Source organism: Streptomyces sp. NPDC101225 (assembly GCF_044767585.1).
Classification (GTDB): domain Bacteria; phylum Actinomycetota; class Actinomycetes; order Streptomycetales; family Streptomycetaceae; genus Streptomyces.
Map to the genome: position 1 here is coordinate 271,250 of NZ_JBIWOE010000009.1, position 18,279 is coordinate 289,528.

The 18,279-nt window shown below is 74.6% G+C and carries 14 protein-coding genes; 10 read left to right on the forward strand and 4 right to left on the reverse strand.

What is annotated here, in order from left to right; translation table 11 throughout:
• Position 1 precedes the first annotated feature (1 nt).
• Complete coding sequence (locus tag ACIRPX_RS16460; protein ID WP_404194210.1) at positions 2–205, forward strand: ferredoxin; 204 nt, start codon at positions 2–4, stop codon at positions 203–205.
• A 9-nt stretch (positions 206–214) separates the two neighbouring features.
• On the opposite strand, the gene ACIRPX_RS16465 is transcribed toward ACIRPX_RS16460, so the two are convergent.
• The 3 genes from ACIRPX_RS16465 to ACIRPX_RS16475 are packed head-to-tail and all read right to left on the reverse strand — an operon-like array spanning position 215 to position 2,148.
• Complete coding sequence (locus ACIRPX_RS16465; RefSeq protein WP_404194213.1) at positions 215–1,114, reverse strand: aminoglycoside phosphotransferase family protein; 900 nt, start codon at positions 1,112–1,114, stop codon at positions 215–217.
• Positions 1,115–1,141: 27 nt separating this feature from the next.
• Positions 1,142–1,609, reverse strand: coding sequence for a ferritin-like domain-containing protein (locus ACIRPX_RS16470; protein WP_404194216.1), 468 nt, complete (start codon positions 1,607–1,609; stop codon positions 1,142–1,144).
• A complete protein-coding gene (locus ACIRPX_RS16475; RefSeq protein ID WP_404194219.1) occupies positions 1,606–2,148 on the reverse strand; it encodes a hypothetical protein in 543 nt (180 codons plus the stop codon). The genes ACIRPX_RS16470 and ACIRPX_RS16475 overlap by 4 nt, the downstream gene beginning before the upstream one ends.
• A gap of 220 nt (positions 2,149–2,368) precedes the next feature.
• Here ACIRPX_RS16475 and rimP point away from each other — a divergent pair, with 220 nt between their 5' ends.
• The 9 genes from rimP (at position 2,369) to ACIRPX_RS16520 (ending at position 14,274) form a co-directional block, all read left to right on the forward strand.
• Complete coding sequence (rimP, locus tag ACIRPX_RS16480) at positions 2,369–2,869, forward strand: ribosome maturation factor RimP (protein WP_404194222.1); 501 nt, start codon at positions 2,369–2,371, stop codon at positions 2,867–2,869.
• Positions 2,870–2,871: 2 nt separating this feature from the next.
• The gene (gene nusA / locus ACIRPX_RS16485; RefSeq protein ID WP_404194224.1) at positions 2,872–3,906 is read left to right on the forward strand and encodes a transcription termination factor NusA; all 1,035 of its coding nucleotides are present in this window, start codon (positions 2,872–2,874) and stop codon (positions 3,904–3,906) included.
• Between the two features lie 101 nt (positions 3,907–4,007).
• Complete coding sequence (locus tag ACIRPX_RS16490) at positions 4,008–4,286, forward strand: YlxR family protein (protein ID WP_404194226.1); 279 nt, start codon at positions 4,008–4,010, stop codon at positions 4,284–4,286.
• A gap of 146 nt (positions 4,287–4,432) precedes the next feature.
• The gene (infB, locus tag ACIRPX_RS16495; protein WP_404194228.1) at positions 4,433–7,507 is read left to right on the forward strand and encodes a translation initiation factor IF-2; all 3,075 of its coding nucleotides are present in this window, start codon (positions 4,433–4,435) and stop codon (positions 7,505–7,507) included.
• 133 nt (positions 7,508–7,640) lie between these two features.
• Complete coding sequence (locus tag ACIRPX_RS16500) at positions 7,641–7,934, forward strand: DUF503 domain-containing protein (protein WP_404194230.1); 294 nt, start codon at positions 7,641–7,643, stop codon at positions 7,932–7,934.
• 32 nt (positions 7,935–7,966) lie between these two features.
• A complete protein-coding gene (rbfA, locus tag ACIRPX_RS16505; RefSeq protein WP_404194232.1) occupies positions 7,967–8,413 on the forward strand; it encodes a 30S ribosome-binding factor RbfA in 447 nt (148 codons plus the stop codon).
• The gene (truB, locus tag ACIRPX_RS16510; protein WP_404194235.1) at positions 8,410–9,315 is read left to right on the forward strand and encodes a tRNA pseudouridine(55) synthase TruB; all 906 of its coding nucleotides are present in this window, start codon (positions 8,410–8,412) and stop codon (positions 9,313–9,315) included. The genes rbfA and truB overlap by 4 nt, the downstream gene beginning before the upstream one ends.
• Positions 9,316–9,573: 258 nt before the next feature.
• Positions 9,574–13,200, forward strand: coding sequence for a trypsin-like peptidase domain-containing protein (locus ACIRPX_RS16515; protein WP_404194237.1), 3,627 nt, complete (start codon positions 9,574–9,576; stop codon positions 13,198–13,200).
• Positions 13,201–13,326: 126 nt separating this feature from the next.
• Positions 13,327–14,274, forward strand: a complete 948-nt coding sequence (locus ACIRPX_RS16520; RefSeq protein WP_404194240.1) for a bifunctional riboflavin kinase/FAD synthetase — start codon at positions 13,327–13,329, stop codon at positions 14,272–14,274.
• Between the two features lie 77 nt (positions 14,275–14,351).
• Here ACIRPX_RS16520 and ACIRPX_RS16525 read toward each other — a convergent pair whose 3' ends face one another.
• Complete coding sequence (locus tag ACIRPX_RS16525) at positions 14,352–17,759, reverse strand: SCO5717 family growth-regulating ATPase (protein ID WP_404194243.1); 3,408 nt, start codon at positions 17,757–17,759, stop codon at positions 14,352–14,354.
• Positions 17,760–18,279 lie beyond the last annotated feature (520 nt).

Below are 18,279 nucleotides of genomic sequence, written 5' to 3' on the forward strand. Positions count from 1 at the left end.
CATGGACCAGCGGATCACCGTCGACCGGACGTCCTGCGCGGGCCACGGCCCGTGCGCCGAGCTGCTGCCGGAACACATCACGGCGGACGAGTGGGGCTACCCGATCGTGACCGGGGCCCTGCTTTCGGCGCGGATCGTGGGACGGGCGCGCAGAGCCGCGGCGGACTGCCCCGTCCTGGCCCTCAAGCTGACGGCCGGGGCCTGAGGCGCCCCGTTACAGCCACCCGGCGAACTCCAGCAGCAGCTCCGCGTCCTTCGGCCGCCCCACCCGGAGCGCCCGCACGCCGGACTCCACGGCCCGGAACAGCGTCCACCCCCGCAACCGCTCCTGATCCACCTCCAGCGACTCCGCGAGCCGCTTGACCCGTCGCCGCGTGGTCGACGCCCCCGACGGCGAGGCGATCAGATCCTCCACCCGGTCCCGCACCAGCCGGGCCAGGTCGAAGGCGCACTCACCGACGACCGGATCGGGCCCGACCGCCAGCCACGGCATGCGCTCGCCGGCCAGCACCTTGCTCTGCCGGAACGTCCCGTGCAGCAGCCGGTGCTCGGGCGGCGCCGCCAGCAGCGACTCGCGGGCGGCCACCGCCGCGTCCACCAGCGCCGCCACATCGCCGAAGCCGGACGCGGTCGCCCGCATCGCCTCGGCCTGCCGTCCCGTCCGTTCGGCGACGGTCTCGAAGGAGTGACCGGCGGGCGGCTCCACCCACAGCCGCCGCAGCGTCCCCGCCGCCTCCAGCAACGCCTTCGCCTCGGGCAGCGACCGTACGGACACATCCGGGTTCAGCCGCTCCAGCAGCAGCACACCCTCCGCGGGGGGCTCGTCGAGCAGCTGCACCGCGCCGGTGCCGCCCCAGTACGCGAGCGCGCCCCGCTCGCTCTCCGGCCGGGCCCGGGGCGGCGCCAGCTTGAGCACCGCGGGGGTGCCGTCCGGCCTGCGCACCAGCACGACCAGGCTGCTGCGCCCTCCGGGCACCTGCACCCGCTCCACGGTCAACTCGCGTAGCGCGACGGCCTGCTGCGCCCCTTCGGGCAGGTTCTCCAGCCAGTCGTCGCCGTCGGGTGCCGTCTCGCCGAGCGTCCTGACCAGACGCTGCGGCGGTTCGAAAGCCATACGCGAGTCGTTCCCTTCCCGTACGCGTCACGCCGTGGGCCGCGGCGCGGGCGAGGCCGTGGCCGCCCGCTCGGCGAGCCCAGGGAAGGCTACGCTCTCGCCGCTCCAGCGCACCGCCCGCACCGCCGCCTCCCGCAGCGCCCCGGCGGCCGCACGCCGCTGATCGCCCGTGGTCGCCCGGACGAGGTCGGAGTACGCCCCGGCCACCCGCTCCTCCAGCTCGGTGGCGAACCGCACGGCCGCGCCCGAGTCCGGCACCGGGAACGGCAGCGCGTAGGCGGGCGCCGCGGCCACCGGGGTGCCGCCCAGGTCCCGGATCCTGCGGGTCAGCGCGTCCCGCCGGGCCCGGTGCGCGTCGTACGCCGACCGCGCCTCGGCCCGCCGGCTCTCGCGGATCCGCCCGCCGACGACGCCGTAGCCGTACACGGCCGCATGCTCGGCGGCCAGCGCCGCCTGCAGGGCCCTGAGCTCCTTCGGGTCCGTCCCGCCGCTCATCCGGCCCCCTCCGTCAACAGGTACGCGTGCGCCGCCCCGGCCGCCGCCACCGAGGCCAGCAGCCGGGCCAGTTCGCCCGGCACCTCCAGGAGTGCCGCCATGCGCCGGTCGGACAGGGCCCGTTCGGCGGCGGCGAGCTCGGCCAGGGCGTCCTTCTCGGTGGCCGGCGTGGACGAGACCTCCCCGGCCGCCGACGCCGACGCGGACGCCGAAGGCGACGCCGTGCCCGTGTGGCCCTTCGCGGCCGTCCCCCCGAACGCCTCCATGTGCCGCACCACCTCCGCCCGCAACGGCGCCAGCCGCCCGGCCACCTGCGGATGCGTGGCGATCACGGCGTCGTACCGCCCGACCATCCCCGCACTCTCCCGCGCCGCCAGCGCCCGTGCCCTGCGGCTGACCGACTGGCTGCCGCCGGCGCTCTTCCCGGGCTTTCCGCCCCCGTCGCTGCAACCCGCCAGCAGGGCGGCCGAGGCGGCGGAGGCGAACAGGGCTCTTCGACGAGGCCCCGAGGGGACCCGCTGGGGTGGGGGGTACGACACGGCTGACGTCCTCGGGGGTGCGTACGAACACATGGGCGGGTACCGCCGTTGATCACGTTACCCGCGAAGTGGTCCACGTCATATCACCGGCCCGGGCCCGGCGGCCTCAGGCCCCACGGCCGGAGGCGAAGGCGGGACGCAGCAGCTCTCGCGACCGGATACGCTTTGACCAGACACGCGACCTTCCCACAACAGCACACGCGGCCGAGGAGTCACCCGGATGAGCACCACCCAGAGCGAAAGGCTGCGAGAGCTCCTGGAACCGCTCGTCAGCTCCCAGGGGCTGGATCTCGAAGAGATCGCAGTGGACTCCGTCGGACGCAAGCGGGTGCTGCGCGTCGTCGTCGACTCGGACACGGGTGCCGACCTCGACCAGATCGCCGATGTGAGCCGTGAGCTCTCGGCGAAGCTCGACGAGAGCGACGCGATGGGCGCGGGCGAGTACACCCTCGAGGTCGGGACCCCGGGCGCGGAGCGCCCCCTCACCGAGCACCGGCACTACGTGCGTGCCGTGGACCGCCTGGTGAAGTTCCAGCTGGCCGAGGGCGGGGAACTGGTGGCGAGAATCCTGAAGGTCGACGACGAGGGCCTCGATCTCGAGGTGCCCGGGGTCAAGGGCCGCAAGGCCACCGGCCGACGGCTCGCCTTCTCCGGGATCGACAGGGCGCGCGTGCAGGTCGAGTTCAACCGCAAGGACGACAAGAAGGAAGAGGAGGCGTAGCCGTGGACATCGACATGAGTGCCCTGCGGGGCTTGGTACGGGAGAAGGAGATCTCCTTCGACCTGCTGGTCGAGGCGATCGAGTCGGCCCTCCTCATCGCCTATCACCGCACCGAGGGAAGCCGCCGGCACGCGCGCGTGGAGCTCAACCGGGAGACCGGACATGTGACCGTGTGGGCGAAGGAGGACCCCGAGGACCTCGAAGAGGGCCAGGAGGCCCGCGAGTTCGACGACACCCCGTCCGGCTTCGGCCGTATCGCCGCCACCACCGCCAAGCAGGTCATCCTGCAGCGGCTGCGCGACGCCGAGGACGACGCGACGCTCGGCGAGTACGCCGGCCGTGAGGGCGACATCGTCACCGGCGTGGTCCAGCAGGGCCGCGACCCGAAGAACGTGCTCGTGGACATCGGCCGCCTCGAGGCGATCCTGCCGGTGCAGGAGCAGGTGCCGGGCGAGACGTACACGCACGGCATGCGGCTGCGCTCGTACGTCGTACGGGTGGCGAAGGGCGTCCGCGGCCCGTCCGTCACCCTCTCGCGCACCCACCCCCATCTGGTGAAGAAACTCTTCGCCCTGGAGGTGCCGGAGATCGCCGACGGCTCCGTGGAGATCGCCGCGATCGCCCGTGAGGCCGGCCACCGCACCAAGATCGCGGTCCGCTCCACGCGTTCGGGCCTGAACGCCAAGGGCGCCTGCATCGGCCCCATGGGCGGCCGGGTGCGCAACGTGATGGGCGAGCTGAACGGTGAGAAGATCGACATCGTCGACTGGTCGGACGACCCGGCCGAGATGGTGGCGAACGCGCTCTCCCCGGCCCGCGTCTCCAAGGTCGAGGTCGTCGACCTCGCCGCCCGCTCCGCGCGCGTGACGGTGCCGGACTACCAGCTGTCGCTGGCGATCGGCAAGGAAGGGCAGAACGCCCGGCTCGCGGCCCGGCTCACCGGCTGGCGGATCGACATCCGCCCGGACACCGAGCAGCCCGCGGAGCAGCGCGGGGAGCGGCACGGCGACCGGCACGGGGACCAGCACGGGGAATAGATCCAGGCCGTGCATGGCTGAGATCACGACAGTTGCATGCGCGGAAGTGTTCGATTCTTGCCCCAAAGGGGTGAGGTCGCTCCGGGGAGGTAGACTTAGCAGTGTCTGGCCGGACGCGCGCCCGCGCATGCCCTGAGCGCACCTGTGTGGGGTGCAGGCAGCGAGCGGCCAAGAAGGATCTGCTGCGCACTGTGGCGATCGAGGGCGAATGTGTCCCCGATCATCGCGGTACGCTGCCCGGCCGGGGAGCATATGTGCACCCCGCCGTGGTCTGTCTCGACCTGGCGGTACGTCGCCGGGCGTTCACGCGGGCGCTGCGCGTCCCGGGAGCGCTCGACACCAAGGCGTTGCGCCTCTATGTCGAGCAGCCGACACCGTAAGAAACGTCGTACGGAACCTCCGTGCGGCCCTGGTACCCCGCGAGTTGGAAGTAGGTCGAGATTGCGATGAGCACTCGATGAGCACGCGATGAGTACGCCCATGAAGTAGCGACGGTCCGGACGCACCCGGACCTAAAAGGAGCGAAGTGGCTAAGGTCCGGGTATACGAACTCGCCAAGGAGTTCGGGGTTGAGAGCAAGGTCGTCATGGCCAAGCTCCAGGAACTCGGTGAATTCGTCCGTTCGGCGTCTTCGACGATCGAAGCGCCCGTAGTCCGCAAGTTGACGGACGCCCTCCAGCAGGGCAACGGAGGCGGCAAGCCCGCCCCCGCCCGCAAGGCTGCCCCGGCGAAGCCGGCAGCCCCCTCTCCCGCGCAGGCCGCCCGCCCGGCTGCCCCGCGCCCGCCGGCGCCCAAGCCGGCCGCCGCCGAGAAGCCCGCGGCTCCCGCCGCGCCGGCCACTCCCGGCCCCCGTCCCACCCCGGGCCCGAAGCCCGCGCCGCGGCCCGCCCCGGCGTCCCCGGCTCCGTCCGCGCCCGAGTTCACGGCGCCCCCGGCGCCGCCCGCCGGCCCGGCTGCCGGCGCCCGTCCCGGCGCTCCGCGTCCGGGCGGCCAGGGCCCGCGTCCCGGCGCCCGTCCGGGCGGTCCCGGCCAGGGCGGCCAGGGCCGTGGCGGCGAGCGTTCCGGCGGCGCCCGTCCCGGCGGTCAGGGCGGCGCGCGTCCGGGCGCCCGTCCGGCCGGTCCCCGTCCGGGCAACAACCCCTTCACCTCCGGCGGCTCCACCGGCATGGCGCGCCCGCAGGCGCCCCGTCCGGGCGGTGCCCCGCGTCCCGGCGGCCCGGGTGCCCCCGGTGGCGCTCCGCGCCCGCAGGGCGCCGGCCAGGGTCCGCGTCAGCAGGGCGGTGCGGGCGGTCCCCGTCCGCAGGCTCCGGGCGGCTCGCGTCCGACCCCGGGCGGCATGCCCCGCCCGCAGGGCGGCGGTCCCCGTCCCGGCGGCGGGCCCGGCGGCCCGCGTCCCAACCCCGGCATGATGCCGCAGCGTCCCGCTGCCGGCCCGCGTCCCGGCGGCGGTGGTCCCGGTGGCCGCGGTCCCGGCGGCGGCGGTCGTCCCGGTGGCGGCGGTCGTCCGGGTGGCGGCGGCTTCGCCGGCCGTCCCGGCGGCGGCGGTGGCGGCGGCGGCTTCGCCGGTCGTCCCGGTGGCGGTGGCGGCTTCGCCGGCCGTCCCGGTGGTCCCGGTGGCGGCGGTGGCCGTCCCGGCTTCGGCGGTCGTCCCGGTGGTCCGGGCGGTCGTGGTGGCACGCAGGGCGCCTTCGGCCGTCCCGGCGGTCCCGCGCGCCGTGGCCGCAAGTCGAAGCGGCAGAGGCGCCAGGAGTACGAGGCCATGCAGGCCCCGTCGGTCGGCGGCGTGATGCTGCCTCGCGGCAACGGCGAGAGCATTCGCCTGTCGCGCGGTGCCTCCCTCACCGACTTCGCGGAGAAGATCAACGCCAACCCGGCGTCCCTCGTCGCGGTCATGATGAACCTGGGCGAGATGGTCACGGCCACGCAGTCCGTCTCCGACGAGACGCTGCAGCTCCTCGCCGACGAGATGAACTACACGGTTCAGATCGTCAGCCCCGAGGAGGAGGACCGCGAGCTGCTCGAGTCCTTCGACATCGAGTTCGGCGAGGACGAGGGCGGCGAGGAGGACCTCGTGGTCCGTCCGCCGGTCGTCACCGTCATGGGTCACGTCGACCACGGAAAGACCCGGCTCCTCGACGCCATCCGCAAGACGAACGTCATCGCGGGCGAGGCCGGCGGCATCACCCAGCACATCGGTGCCTACCAGGTCGCGACCGAGGTCAACGACGAAGAGCGCAAGATCACCTTCATCGACACCCCGGGTCACGAGGCGTTCACCGCCATGCGTGCCCGTGGTGCGAAGTCGACCGACATCGCGATCCTGGTCGTCGCGGCCAACGACGGCGTCATGCCGCAGACGGTCGAGGCGCTCAACCACGCCAAGGCGGCCGAGGTCCCGATCGTCGTCGCGGTCAACAAGATCGACGTCGAGGGCGCCGACCCGACCAAGGTGCGCGGTCAGCTGACCGAGTACGGCCTGGTGGCCGAGGAGTACGGCGGCGACACCATGTTCGTCGACATCTCCGCCAAGCAGGGTCTGCACATCGACTCGCTGCTGGAGGCCGTGGTCCTCACCGCGGACGCCTCGCTCGACCTGCGGGCCAACCCGAGCCAGGACGCGCAGGGCATCTCCATCGAGTCCCGCCTCGACCGCGGCCGCGGTGCCGTGTCGACGGTGCTCGTCCAGCGAGGCACGCTGCGGGTCGGCGACACGATGGTCGTGGGCGACGCCTACGGCCGGGTGCGCGCCATGCTCGACGACAACGGCAACAACGTCGCCGAGGCCGGCCCGTCGACGCCGGTCCAGGTCCTGGGCCTGACCAACGTCCCGGGTGCGGGCGACAACTTCCTGGTGGTCGACGAGGACCGTACGGCCCGTCAGATCGCCGAGAAGCGCGCCGCCCGTGAGCGCAACGCCGCGTTCGCCAAGCGCACGCGCCGCGTCTCCCTCGAGGACCTGGACAAGGTGCTCAAGGCCGGCGAGGTCCAGCAGCTGAACCTGATCATCAAGGGCGACGCGTCCGGATCGGTCGAGGCCCTGGAATCCTCCCTGCTCCAGCTGGACGTCGGCGAAGAGGTCGACATCCGCGTCCTGCACCGCGGCGTCGGTGCGGTCACGGAGTCGGACATCGACCTGGCGATGGGCTCCGACGCCATCGTGATCGGCTTCAACGTCCGCGCGGCCGGCCGCGCGGCGCAGATGGCCGAGCGCGAAGGCGTGGACGTCCGGTACTACTCGGTCATCTACCAGGCGATCGAGGAGATCGAGGCGGCCCTGAAGGGCATGCTGAAGCCGGAGTTCGAGGAGGTCGAGCTCGGTACGGCGGAGATCCGCGAGGTCTTCAAGTCGTCCAAGCTGGGCAACATCGCGGGTGTTCTCATCCGCTCCGGCGAGGTCAAGCGCAACACCAAGGCGCGCCTCGTCCGCGACGGCAAGGTGGTCGCGGAGAACCTCAACATCGAGGGTCTGCGTCGCTTCAAGGACGACGTCACCGAGATCCGCGAAGGGTTCGAGGGCGGTATCAACCTCGGCAACTTCAACGACATCAAGGTCGACGACGTCATCGCGACGTACGAGATGCGGGAGAAGCCGCGCGTCTGATCCAGCACGCGATCGGGGCCGGTCGGCGGGAGCGAATTTCCGTCGATCGGCCCCGGCCGTTGCGTGTACGGTTCCGGTATCGGCGTCGCAGCGACGCCCATACCCCGAACCGGCGGGACATCCGGGTACACACATGTATGTGGGGACTCTGTCCTTCGACCTGCTCCTCGGCGACGTCCACTCGCTCAAGGAGAAACGCGCTCTCGTCCGTCCGATCGTGGCCGAGCTCCAGCGGAAGTACCCGGTGAGCGCGGCGGAGACGGGCCATCAGGACCTCCACCGCAGGGCCGAGATCGGGCTCGCGGTGGTCTCGGGGGAATGGGGGCACCTCACCGACGTACTGGACCGCTGCGAGCGGCTGGTCGCCGGGCGGCCCGAGGTGGAACTGCTCTCGGTTCGACGCAGGCTCCACAGCGACGAAGACTGAAGCAAGAAGTAAGCACTTAAGGAGACGGACCAGTGGCCGACAACGCGCGCGCCAAGAGGCTGGCGGACCTCATCCGAGAGGTGGTGGCCCAGAAGCTGCAGCGCGGGATCAAGGACCCGCGGCTCGGCTCGCACGTCACCATCACGGACACCCGGGTCACCGGGGACCTGAGGGAGGCGACCGTCTTCTACACGGTGTACGGGGACGACGAGGAGCGGACGGCCGCGGCCGCCGGTCTGGAGAGCGCCAAGGGCGTCCTGCGCTCCGCGGTCGGCGCGGCGGCGGGCGTGAAGTTCACGCCGACGCTGACGTTCGTGGCCGACGCCCTGCCGGACAACGCCCGCACCATCGAGGACCTCCTCGACAAGGCGCGGCAGTCCGACGCGAAGGTGCGCGAGGTCTCGGCCGGCGCCAGCTACGCCGGTGAGGCCGACCCGTACAGGAAGCCGGGCGAGGACGAGGACGACGCCGCCGAATGACCCAGCAGAACCGGACGCCCGACGGGCTTGTCGTCGTCGACAAGCCGCCGGGCTTCACCTCGCACGACGTGGTCGCCAAGATGCGCGGCATCGCCCGCACCCGCCGCGTCGGCCACGCCGGCACCCTCGACCCCATGGCGACGGGCGTGCTCGTGCTCGGCGTCGAGCGCGCCACCAAGCTGCTCGGTCACCTCGCGCTGACCGAGAAGGAGTACCTGGGCACGATCCGGCTCGGGCAGACGACGGTCACGGACGACGCAGAGGGCGAGATCACGGGGTCGCACGACGCCTCGAAGGTCACCCGCGAGGCCGTCGACGCCGGGATCGCCGAGCTGACCGGCGACATCATGCAGGTGCCGTCGAAGGTGAGCGCCATCAAGATCGACGGCGTGCGCTCCTACAAGCGGGCCCGGGAGGGCGAGGACTTCGAGATCCCGGCGCGGCCGGTCACCGTCTCCTCCTTCGCGGTGTACGACATGCGGGACGCCGTCGCCGAGGACGGCACACCGGTGCTGGACCTCGTGGTCTCCGTCGTCTGCTCCTCCGGCACCTACATCCGGGCCCTGGCCCGGGACCTGGGCGCCGGCCTGGGCGTCGGCGGCCACCTCACCGCGCTGCGCCGCACCCGCGTCGGCCCGTACAAGCTGGACGCCGCCCGCACGCTGGAGCAGCTCCAGCAGGAGCTGACCGTGCTGCCCGTCGCCGAGGCGGCGGCCGCCGCGTTCCCGCGCTGGGACGTGGACGCCCGCAGGGCCCGGCTGCTCAGCAACGGCGTACGGCTGGAGATGCCCGAGGTGTACGCCGGCGGCGGCCCGGTGGCCGTCTTCGACCCCGACGGGCGCCTGCTCGCGCTCGTGGAGGAGCAGAAGGGCAAGGCGAAGAGCCTGGCCGTCTTCGGCTGAGGCGTCGCGGGGGACCCCGGGGCCGTGTTGTCCGTGGAGCGGCGATCACGGGGTTGTGCCGCCGCTCCACGGTCCCCCCTCGGTTCCCCCACCCCTAGGGTGTATCCACCGACCCCCGCCTGTTCACCCGTGCGGGCAGGCGCTCGGAGTGAACCGAGGGAGCGGAAGGGGGCGCGTTCGTCCCGCGATCTGTCCCGCTGATCACCACGCGCCTACCGTCGAAGGGTGGGCACAGGTGTACGGCGGGGAGGTTCGGCCATGGCGGGACGGGGCCCGCGGACGACCGGGGGCGGACGCCGGCAGACGGACGACGCGCCGGCCGGACGCGTGGGTGCGGCGGACCCCCTGGTGCCGGACGCGGCCCTGGTCCGCATCCGCGACCTGGCCGGCCGCCCCCGCGGCACCGGCTTCATGGCCGACCACCACGGCACCGTGATCACCAGCCACGAGGCCGTCGACGGCCTCGCCCGGCTGGTCCTGCACGCGGCCGGCGACCGCACCTGCCTCGTGACCGCGGACGCGGTGACCCCGCTGCCGGCCCTGGACCTGGCGCTCGTGCGCACCGAGGGCCTGGACGTGGACCCGCTGCCGGTCACGGTCCGGGACCGGGTCGAGTCGGGCACGTACGTGCGGATCGCCGCCGGACACTGGCGCGAGGCGCGCGTGCTCCACGCGACCTCGGTGACGTACGCGGCGACGGACCGCTTCCATCTCCTCGACGAGGCGATGGAGCTGGCGATCGGCACGGACGGCCGCGACGCGCTCAGGCTGGGCGGCGGCGCGGCCGGAGGACCCGTGCTCGACGCCGGGACCGGCGCCGTGGTCGGCGTCCTCGGCACCGCCCTGCACTCCGGCCACCGCAACGTCGGATTCGCCGTCCCGCTGCTGCCCGCCCCCGCCGGCCCGCTCGCCGACCTGCTCGCCCGGAACGCGGCGACGGTGCCGGCCTACGGAGCCGACCTCAACCTGGCGGGCGTGCTGGAACTGACGGCCACGTCGGTCGGCCAGGACGGACCTCCGGGAGCACTGGCGACCCACGTCGGACGGGCGGACACCGTCGAGCCGGTCGAACGGGCAGTGACGGCAAGGGAGTTCGCCGCGTTCGAACGCGGCCCGGAGGCCGTCCTCGGTCTCGTCGGGGCACCGGGCAGCGGCCGTACGACGGAACTGGCGGCGCTCGCCGCCCGACGCGCCCGCGGTGCCGCACCGGCCCCCACCCTGTGGCTGCGCGGCGCCGACCTGAAGGACGCGGACACCTCGGTCGCGGACGCGGCCCGCCGGGCGCTGACCCGCGCCGCCCGCATCCTCGCGGCGTCCGGACCGGCCGGTGAGCTCGGCGACCTCACGCCGGAGCGCCTGGCCGGCGTGGCACGCGCCGCGGGCCGTCCCCTGCTGCTCCTGCTGGACGGCCCCGAGGAGATGCCGCCCGTGCTGGCCCACCGGCTGCCCGAGTGGACGCGGGGGACGGCGAGCTGGCTGGGGGAGACGGGGGCGCGGCTCGTGGTGGCCTGCCGGGCGGAGTACTGGGAGCGGGCCGGAGCCGAGTTCCCGCACGAGTCGCTGTACGGCGCGGCCGCCGGCGGCGGACTGCCGGCGTGCGTGCCCCTCGGCGACCTGCGCGCGGACGAGGCGCGCACGGCCCGCGCGCGGTACGGCATCCCCGAGGACGCCCTGGCGGACGCGGACGCCCGCCACCCCCTCACCCTGCGGCTGCTCTCGGAGGTACGCGCCGCCCTCCCCGACGCCTCCCCCGCGCGCGTGTACCGCGACGACGTCCTCTCCGCCCACCTCGACCTGATGTGCCTGCGCGTCGCCGTCCGGCTGGCCGCGGAGAACGGCCTGCGCGGCACCGCGGTACGGCGCCTCGCCGCGAAGGTCGCCGGGCAGGTCCACGAGGCCGCCCGCCGCAGCCTCGGCCCCGGGCAGGGCGAGCTGGACCGGGAGACGTTCGAGGCGGTGTTCCCCTGGGGACCGGCGCCCGCGCGGCTGGGCGGCGGCACCGGCTGGGCGTCCGCCGTCCTCACCGAGGGGCTCCTGGTCCCCGCCGGCGGCGGCTACCGCTTCGCCCACGAGGAGCTCGCCGACTGGATCCAGGGCATGCATCTCGACCTCGGCGAGGCCCTCGACGCCCTGGTCCACCGCCGCGCCCCGGACGGCGACCGCGTCCTGTCCGTCCCGCACCACCGCATCGGCCCCGTCGTACAGGCCCTGCTGCTGCTCGCCCGGCAGCACGGGCCGCACCGACTCGCCGACCGCCTGCGGGAGTTGGTGCACGCCCTGGACACGGACCCGCCGTCCTGGTGGGCCGCCCGCCTCCTCACCGAGACCCTGCTGCGCGTACCGGACGCCACCCCGTACGAGGAGGTCCTGAGCCTGCTCGTGGAGCGGCTGGTGGCGACACGCGGGCAGGACGGCGACCGGTCCGCGGCAGGGTCCCGGCAGGACGGCGACCGGCCCGCGGCAGCGTCCCGGCAGGACGGCGACCGGCCCGCGGCAGCGTCCCGGCAGGACGGCCCGAACTCCCCGGAGACGAAGGGCGATCCGTGCTCCGGGCCCGAAGCCCCGGCCGCCTTCGCCCCCGCCTTCTGGACCGCCCTGGCCCTCCCGCGGGCCGGCCGCCTCGACCTGCTCCGCCGTCTCCTGCCCGCCGACGGCCCCCCGCCGCGGGCCGGTTCCCCGCAGCAGACCGGTCCCCGCTTCCTGGACGCTGCCTCCGGCCTCCTGGTCGCGGACCCCACCGCCGTACAGCCACTCCTCACGCACTGGTTCGACGACGACCGGCCGCTCCCCGCGACCCCGCACGCGACCGTCGCCGAGGCGGCGCAGGCGCTGCTGCACACCCACCGGCATCTCGCCCTGGACGAGCTGACCGAGGTCCTCGTCGAGAGCGCGCACCGGCGGGCCGACGAACTGTTCGCCGTGCTCGCGGAGGACGAGCCCTCGGCCGTGTGCCGGGCCGTCGACCGGTGGGCGCACGACGAGCGGCCCGCGCGGCGGGTGGCGGCGCTGGCCCACGGCCTGAGCGCGGCGCCGCACGTCCGGTCCGAGGCCGACCGCGAACTGCTGCGCTACGCCGCCCTCGCCCTGCTCGCGCGCCCCGCCGACTGCACCCTGCACGGCGGCGCGCTCGCGCTCCTGGTACGCGATCCACACACGCGTGCCCGCCATCTTCCGCGGGCGCTGCGGCACTTCGCCGCCGCCGACCCGCGCTTCCCGCCGAGCGCGCTGGTCCCCGCGCTGGCCACCCACCCGGAGCCGGTCCTCGACGCGTTCCGGCAGCGGCTGCGCGGGCCGGACGCCGGGCGGGCGCTGCGCACGCTCGCCGACGTCACCACGCCCTCGCTCGCACGCCGGGTCGCCGTCCTGGTGCGCGAGGCGGTGCGGGAGCACCCGGACGCCGCCGCGGACGTGGCCGCCTACGTCGACCGGCGGCTCGACCAGGGGCCGCCCGCCCGGGCCGTCCTGCTGCCCCTGGTCACGGGTCTCCTCGACGGCGGACCGGAGCAGGTGCGGGCCGCGCTGGCCGCCGTCCTTGCCGCGCCCGGCGCGCCGGCCTCCCGCCCGCTGCGCCGCGAACTCCTCGACTTCCTCCTCGCCCACGAGCAGGCTCCGGCCGTCCTGGACGCCCTGCTGCACGCCACGGGACGGCTTTCGGGGGACGACGCGCGCGACCTCGTGCACCGCACCGGCCTGCTCCTGGTCCGCACCCCGGACGGCGCGACGCGCTTCGACCGCGGGCTGGTCGACCTCGGCCGGCACGTCCCCGGCTTCGCCGCCCGCATGGCCGGCTGGCTGGCCGACGCCCCGCAGGCCTGGGCGGCGGTGGTCGGTCCCAGCGCCCGCCGGACGATCGAGAACCTCTCGGGCGTGCGCGTGCCCGCCTGAGCCGTGCCGCCGCGTGCGTCGGGTCACAGCCACCATGCCGATGAGGGCCGTCCGCGCCCGGCATGGCACCCTTAGACCTGCGTAAGAGGTCGAAAGATACGGTTACGGGTTCGAGGAGCGGTCACAGTGCAGCGCTGGCGTGGCTTGGAGGACATCCCCGAGGACTGGGGACGCAGCGTCGTCACCATCGGTTCCTACGACGGTGTCCACCGCGGTCACCAGCTGATCATCCGGCATGCCGTGGACCGCGCGCGTGAGCTGGGCGTCCCCTCCGTGGTCGTCACCTTCGACCCGCACCCCAGCGAGGTCGTCCGCCCGGGCAGCCACCCTCCGCTGCTCGCCCCGCACCACCGCCGCGCCGAGCTGATGGCCGGGCTGGGGGTGGACGCGGTCCTCATCCTCCCCTTCACCACCGAGTTCTCGAAGCTGTCGCCGGCCGACTTCGTGGTCAAGGTCCTGGTCGACAAGCTGCACGCCAAGGCGGTCGTCGAGGGCCCCAACTTCCGCTTCGGCCACAAGGCCGCGGGCAACGTCGAGTTCCTCGTCGAGCAGGGCAAGGTCTACGACTTCGAGGTCGAGGTCGTCGACCTGTACGTGAGCGGCGAGGCGGGCGGCGGCGAGCCCTTCTCCTCCACCCTGACCCGGCGCCTGGTCGCCGAGGGCGACGTCGAGGGCGCGGCGGAGATCCTGGGCCGTCCGCACCGTGTGGAGGGCGTCGTGGTGCGCGGTGCCCAGCGCGGCCGTGAACTGGGCTTCCCGACGGCCAACGTCGAGACGCTGCCCCACACCGCCATCCCCGCCGACGGCGTCTACGCCGGCTGGCTGCACGCCCAGGGCGAGTCGATGCCGGCCGCGATCTCGGTGGGCACCAACCCGCAGTTCGACGGCACCGAGCGCACGGTGGAGGCGTACGCCATCGACCGCGTCGGCCTCGACCTCTACGGCCTGCACGTGGCCGTCGACTTCCTCTCCTTCGTGCGCGGCCAGGCCAAGTTCGATTCGCTGGAGGGCCTGCTCGAGCAGATGGGCGAGGACGTCAAGCGGTGCCGCGAACTGGTGGCGGCCGCCGAGTAGTTCCCGCCACGACGACGAGGGGCGGCCGGTACCCACGGGTACCGGCCGCCCCTCGTCGTCACGGGCCACCGCAACCGCTACTGCTGCTGCGGCGGGGGAGGGGCCTGCGGGTAGCCGTAGCCGGGCTGTTCGGGTGCGCCCGGCTGCGGCGGGTACGGCTGACCGGGCTGGGCGGGCGGCTGCGGGGCCGGCGGCTGTCCCGGCTGGGCGTAGGGCTGTCCGGGCTGCGGGTAGGGCTGCTGTCCGGGCTGCGGGTACGGCGGCGGGCCGGGCTGGGGGGCCTGCGGGTACGGGCCGGGCTGCCCCGGCACCTGCTGCCCGGGGGCGTACGGCTGGCCCGGCATCGGCGGGGCGGCCACCGGCGGCGGGTTGCCGTCGTTCGTCCACAGGCCGTGCATCTGCTGGTGCCGTACGAAGTCCTCGGCGACCATCGCCGCGAGGTTGAAGTACGCCTCCCGCACCTTGGGCCGCATCATGTCGAGGTCGACCTCGGCGCCGGCCGCGAGGTGCTCGTCGAACGGCACGACCACGACACCGCGGCAGCGTGTCTCGAAGTGGCTGACGATGTCCTCCACCTTGATCATCTTGCCGGTCTCGCGGACACCGGAGATGACGGTGAGGGACCTCGACACCAGGTCCGCGTACCCGTGCGCGGACAGCCAGTCCAGCGTCGTACTGGCGCTGCTCGCACCGTCCACCGACGGCGTCGAGATGATGATCAGCTGGTCGGCGAGGTCGAGCACCCCGCGCATGGCGCTGTAGAGCAGACCGGTGCCGGAGTCGGTGAGGATGACCGGGTACTGCTTGCCGAGCACGTCGATCGCGCGCCGGTAGTCCTCGTCGTTGAACGTCGTGGAGACGGCCGGGTCGACGTCGTTGGCGATGATCTCCAGCCCGGACGGCGCCTGCGAGGTGAACCGCCGGATGTCCATGTAGGAGTTGAGGTACGGGATCGCCTGGACGAGGTCACGGATGGTGGCCCCCGTCTCGCGGCGCACCCGGCGGCCGAGCGTGCCGGCGTCGGGGTTGGCGTCGATCGCCAGGATCTTGTCCTGGCGCTCGGTGGCGAGCGTGGAGCCGAGGGCGGTGGTGGTCGTGGTCTTGCCCACGCCGCCCTTGAGGCTGATGACCGCGATCCGGTAGCAGGACAGCACGGGCGTCCGGATCAGGTCGAGCTTGCGGTTCCGCTCGGCCTCCTCCTTCTTCCCGCCGAGCTTGAAGCGGCTCGGCGCGGCCGCGGGCCGCCCGCTCTTCGCCTTCTGCTTCTTGTTGATCAGCCGGTCCGAGGACAGCTCCACGGCGGCGGTGTAACCCAGCGGCGCGGCACCGGGGTTGGTCACCTGCCGCTGGTCGTGCTGCACGGGCTGCGGCCAGGCGGCACCGGCCCGCGGGTCGACGGGGGGCTGCGGGGCCTGCGGCGCCTGAGGCGGCTGTTGTGCCTGGGGCGCCTGCTGGTTGGGCTGGGGGTGCCCCTGCGGGGCGGCGCCGGGATGGGCCGGGGGCTGCGGGAAGCCGTAACCGCCGGGGGCGGGCGGCTGCGGGGCCGGTGCCTGGGGGTGGGGCTGCGGCTGCGGCTGCGAGGGGACGCCGGGCTGCTGCGGCGCCGGGGGCTGCTGCGGCTGTGCCTGCGGTGCCGGGGGCTGCGGGAAGCCGTAACCGCCGGGCTGCGCGGGGGAGTTGGGGGCCGGCGGAGCCGCGGGTGCGGGGGCGCCCGGGTTCGGGAAGCCGTAACCGCCGGGTGCGTGCGGCGCGGGGGCCGGGGCGTCACCGGGCTGCGGGAAGCCGTAGCCGCCCTGCGGCTGGGGCGCGGGAGCGGGCGGCTGGTTCCACTCCGCGGGCGCCGGCGGCGGGGCCTGCGGCTGGAAGTGCGGCTGCTGCGGGGGCTGTTGCTGCGGCGGCACGGGCGGCTGACCCTGCGCGGCGGCCGGGGGCTGCTGCGCCGCGGGCGCCGGGGGAGCCGGCTGCTGCGGCTGCTGCGGGGGCTGTGCGGGCCAGTGGGCTGCCGGAGCGGGCGCGGCGGGCTGGTACGACGGCGGCAACGGCGGGAGCCCGCCCTGCGGTGCCGGCGGGGGAGTCCAGGCGGGCGCCGCGTCCTGCGGGGCGCCGGCCGCGCCCGGGACGGCGTCCTGGGGTGCGGCGGGCACCGGGGCCGCGTCCTGGGGCCGGCCGGTCTGAGGGGCCGCGTCCTGGGGTTCGCCGTCCTCGGGAGCGGCCTGCTCCGAAACCGCAACCGCGTCCGCGGGTACGGCGTCGGAGGGCTCGGGGCGTTCGGCCACCGCGTCCTCGCCCACCACGTCGGCGGGGTCGGCCACGGTGCCGTCCTCCGCCTCGGTCCTCTCGGCCTCCGCGGGAGCCGCGGCGTCCTCCTGCGAGGCGGCGTCCTCCTGCGAACCGCCCACCTCGGCCGCGACCGCCGGGGGCTCCGCGACGTCCTCCTCGGGGGAGTCGCCCTCCCCTTCCGCCGACGCCTCGGCGGATTCCGGGAGTTCGGACACGTCGGCCGAGCCGGGCACGTCGCCGTCGCCGCCGTCACCGCTCTTCCCGTCCTCGGCTTCGTCGGCCCGGACGGCGTCGGCCTCGGCGCCGGTCTCCGCAGCCGCAGCCACGGACGCGTCCGCAGCCGCTGCCACGTCCGTGTCCTCGGACTCGTCGGCCGCGGGCTCCTCGGGGACGGTGTTCGCCACGTCGTCCCCGCCCGGCCGCCCCGGCTCGGCCTGCGCCTCGGCGGCGGCACGCTCCGCGATCTCCCGCTTCAGCGCGACGGAGGAGAAGCGCATGGTGGCGCCGCTCTCCAGATCACCGTTCCCGGACTCCTCCACGGAATCCGCAGGAGCGGCACCCGCGGCACCCGCGGCACCCGCCGCCCCCGCGGACGTCGCGGCCTCCCCGGACGGCTGCGGCTCGAACCCGCTCCCCACCGGAAGCCCGGGCACCGCACCCGGCCCACCGCTCGGCGGCGCGGGAGGGGTGAACGGCGCGCCAGGCGCCGGTGCCGCCGCCGGAGGGGTGACGGGAGGGGTGACCGGAGGAGTGAAGGGAGCCCCGGGCGCCGGCGTCGGCGCGGGCGGAGGCGGAGTGAACGGCGCAGGAGCGGGCGCCGGAGCCGGGCCCGGACCGTCGGACGCGGGCGGCCTCGGCATCGAGTGAGCCGGCGGAGTCAGTCCCGGCAGCGAGGAGAGCGAGAAGTCGGAGGGAGACCCCGCCGCGGGCGGGGTCCCAGGCGCGTCCCCGGGCCGCCCCGCGCCGGCGCCGGACGCGCCGCCCGCCGCAGCCGCCGTACCGCCGGGCGACGGGCCCCCGGACGCGGCGTCACCGCCGCCGTCACCGTCACCGCTCGCGCCCTCGGACGCGTTCTGCGTATACCAGGCGGGCGGCGCGTAGTCGATGGTGAACTCGCCCGTCGTCTCGACGGCGGACTCCGCGTCGGGCTGGTCATCGCCGGGTGTGGCCCAGCCCCCGCGGATCCCGTCCCGATCGCTGCTCACAATTCCTCCTGGTGTGCTGGAGCACCCTCATGGCGTGCTGGGGCGACCCTTGCCTGTCGTCCTGTGTCGTTCCGAGGTCGTCCGATTCCACCGGCTTTCCCCCTGAGCCGTCGCCGCCCGGTCCGTGGCTGTGGCGACGCGCACTCTCCCAGCCTAATCACCACAAGCGTCATCCCGGCAGGCCCGCCCACCCATGAGCGACCGACCGCTGCGTCACAAACAGCGCAGAAGTGGCCTGCGCAGCCCACCTATTGGCGAACAAATCGGACGCTGTCCGTGAACTCCCGGCACACAACGTGAAGGGAAGCGGTCAGAGGCGATCCCCCGAACTGCCGTACCGCGCAGGGCTTCTGACGCCCCGGAGCTCACCCGCCCGCGTACGTGATGTCCCCGCCCGCCGCCGGTCGCCTTGGTCCCGTGGCGCGGGCGAGCCGGCCCTCTGCAGGGCGACGGCGGGCCCGATGCCGTCGGCCAGGTCCCGCTCGGTCGTCGGGCACATGCAGGTGCCGGTGCCAAAGCC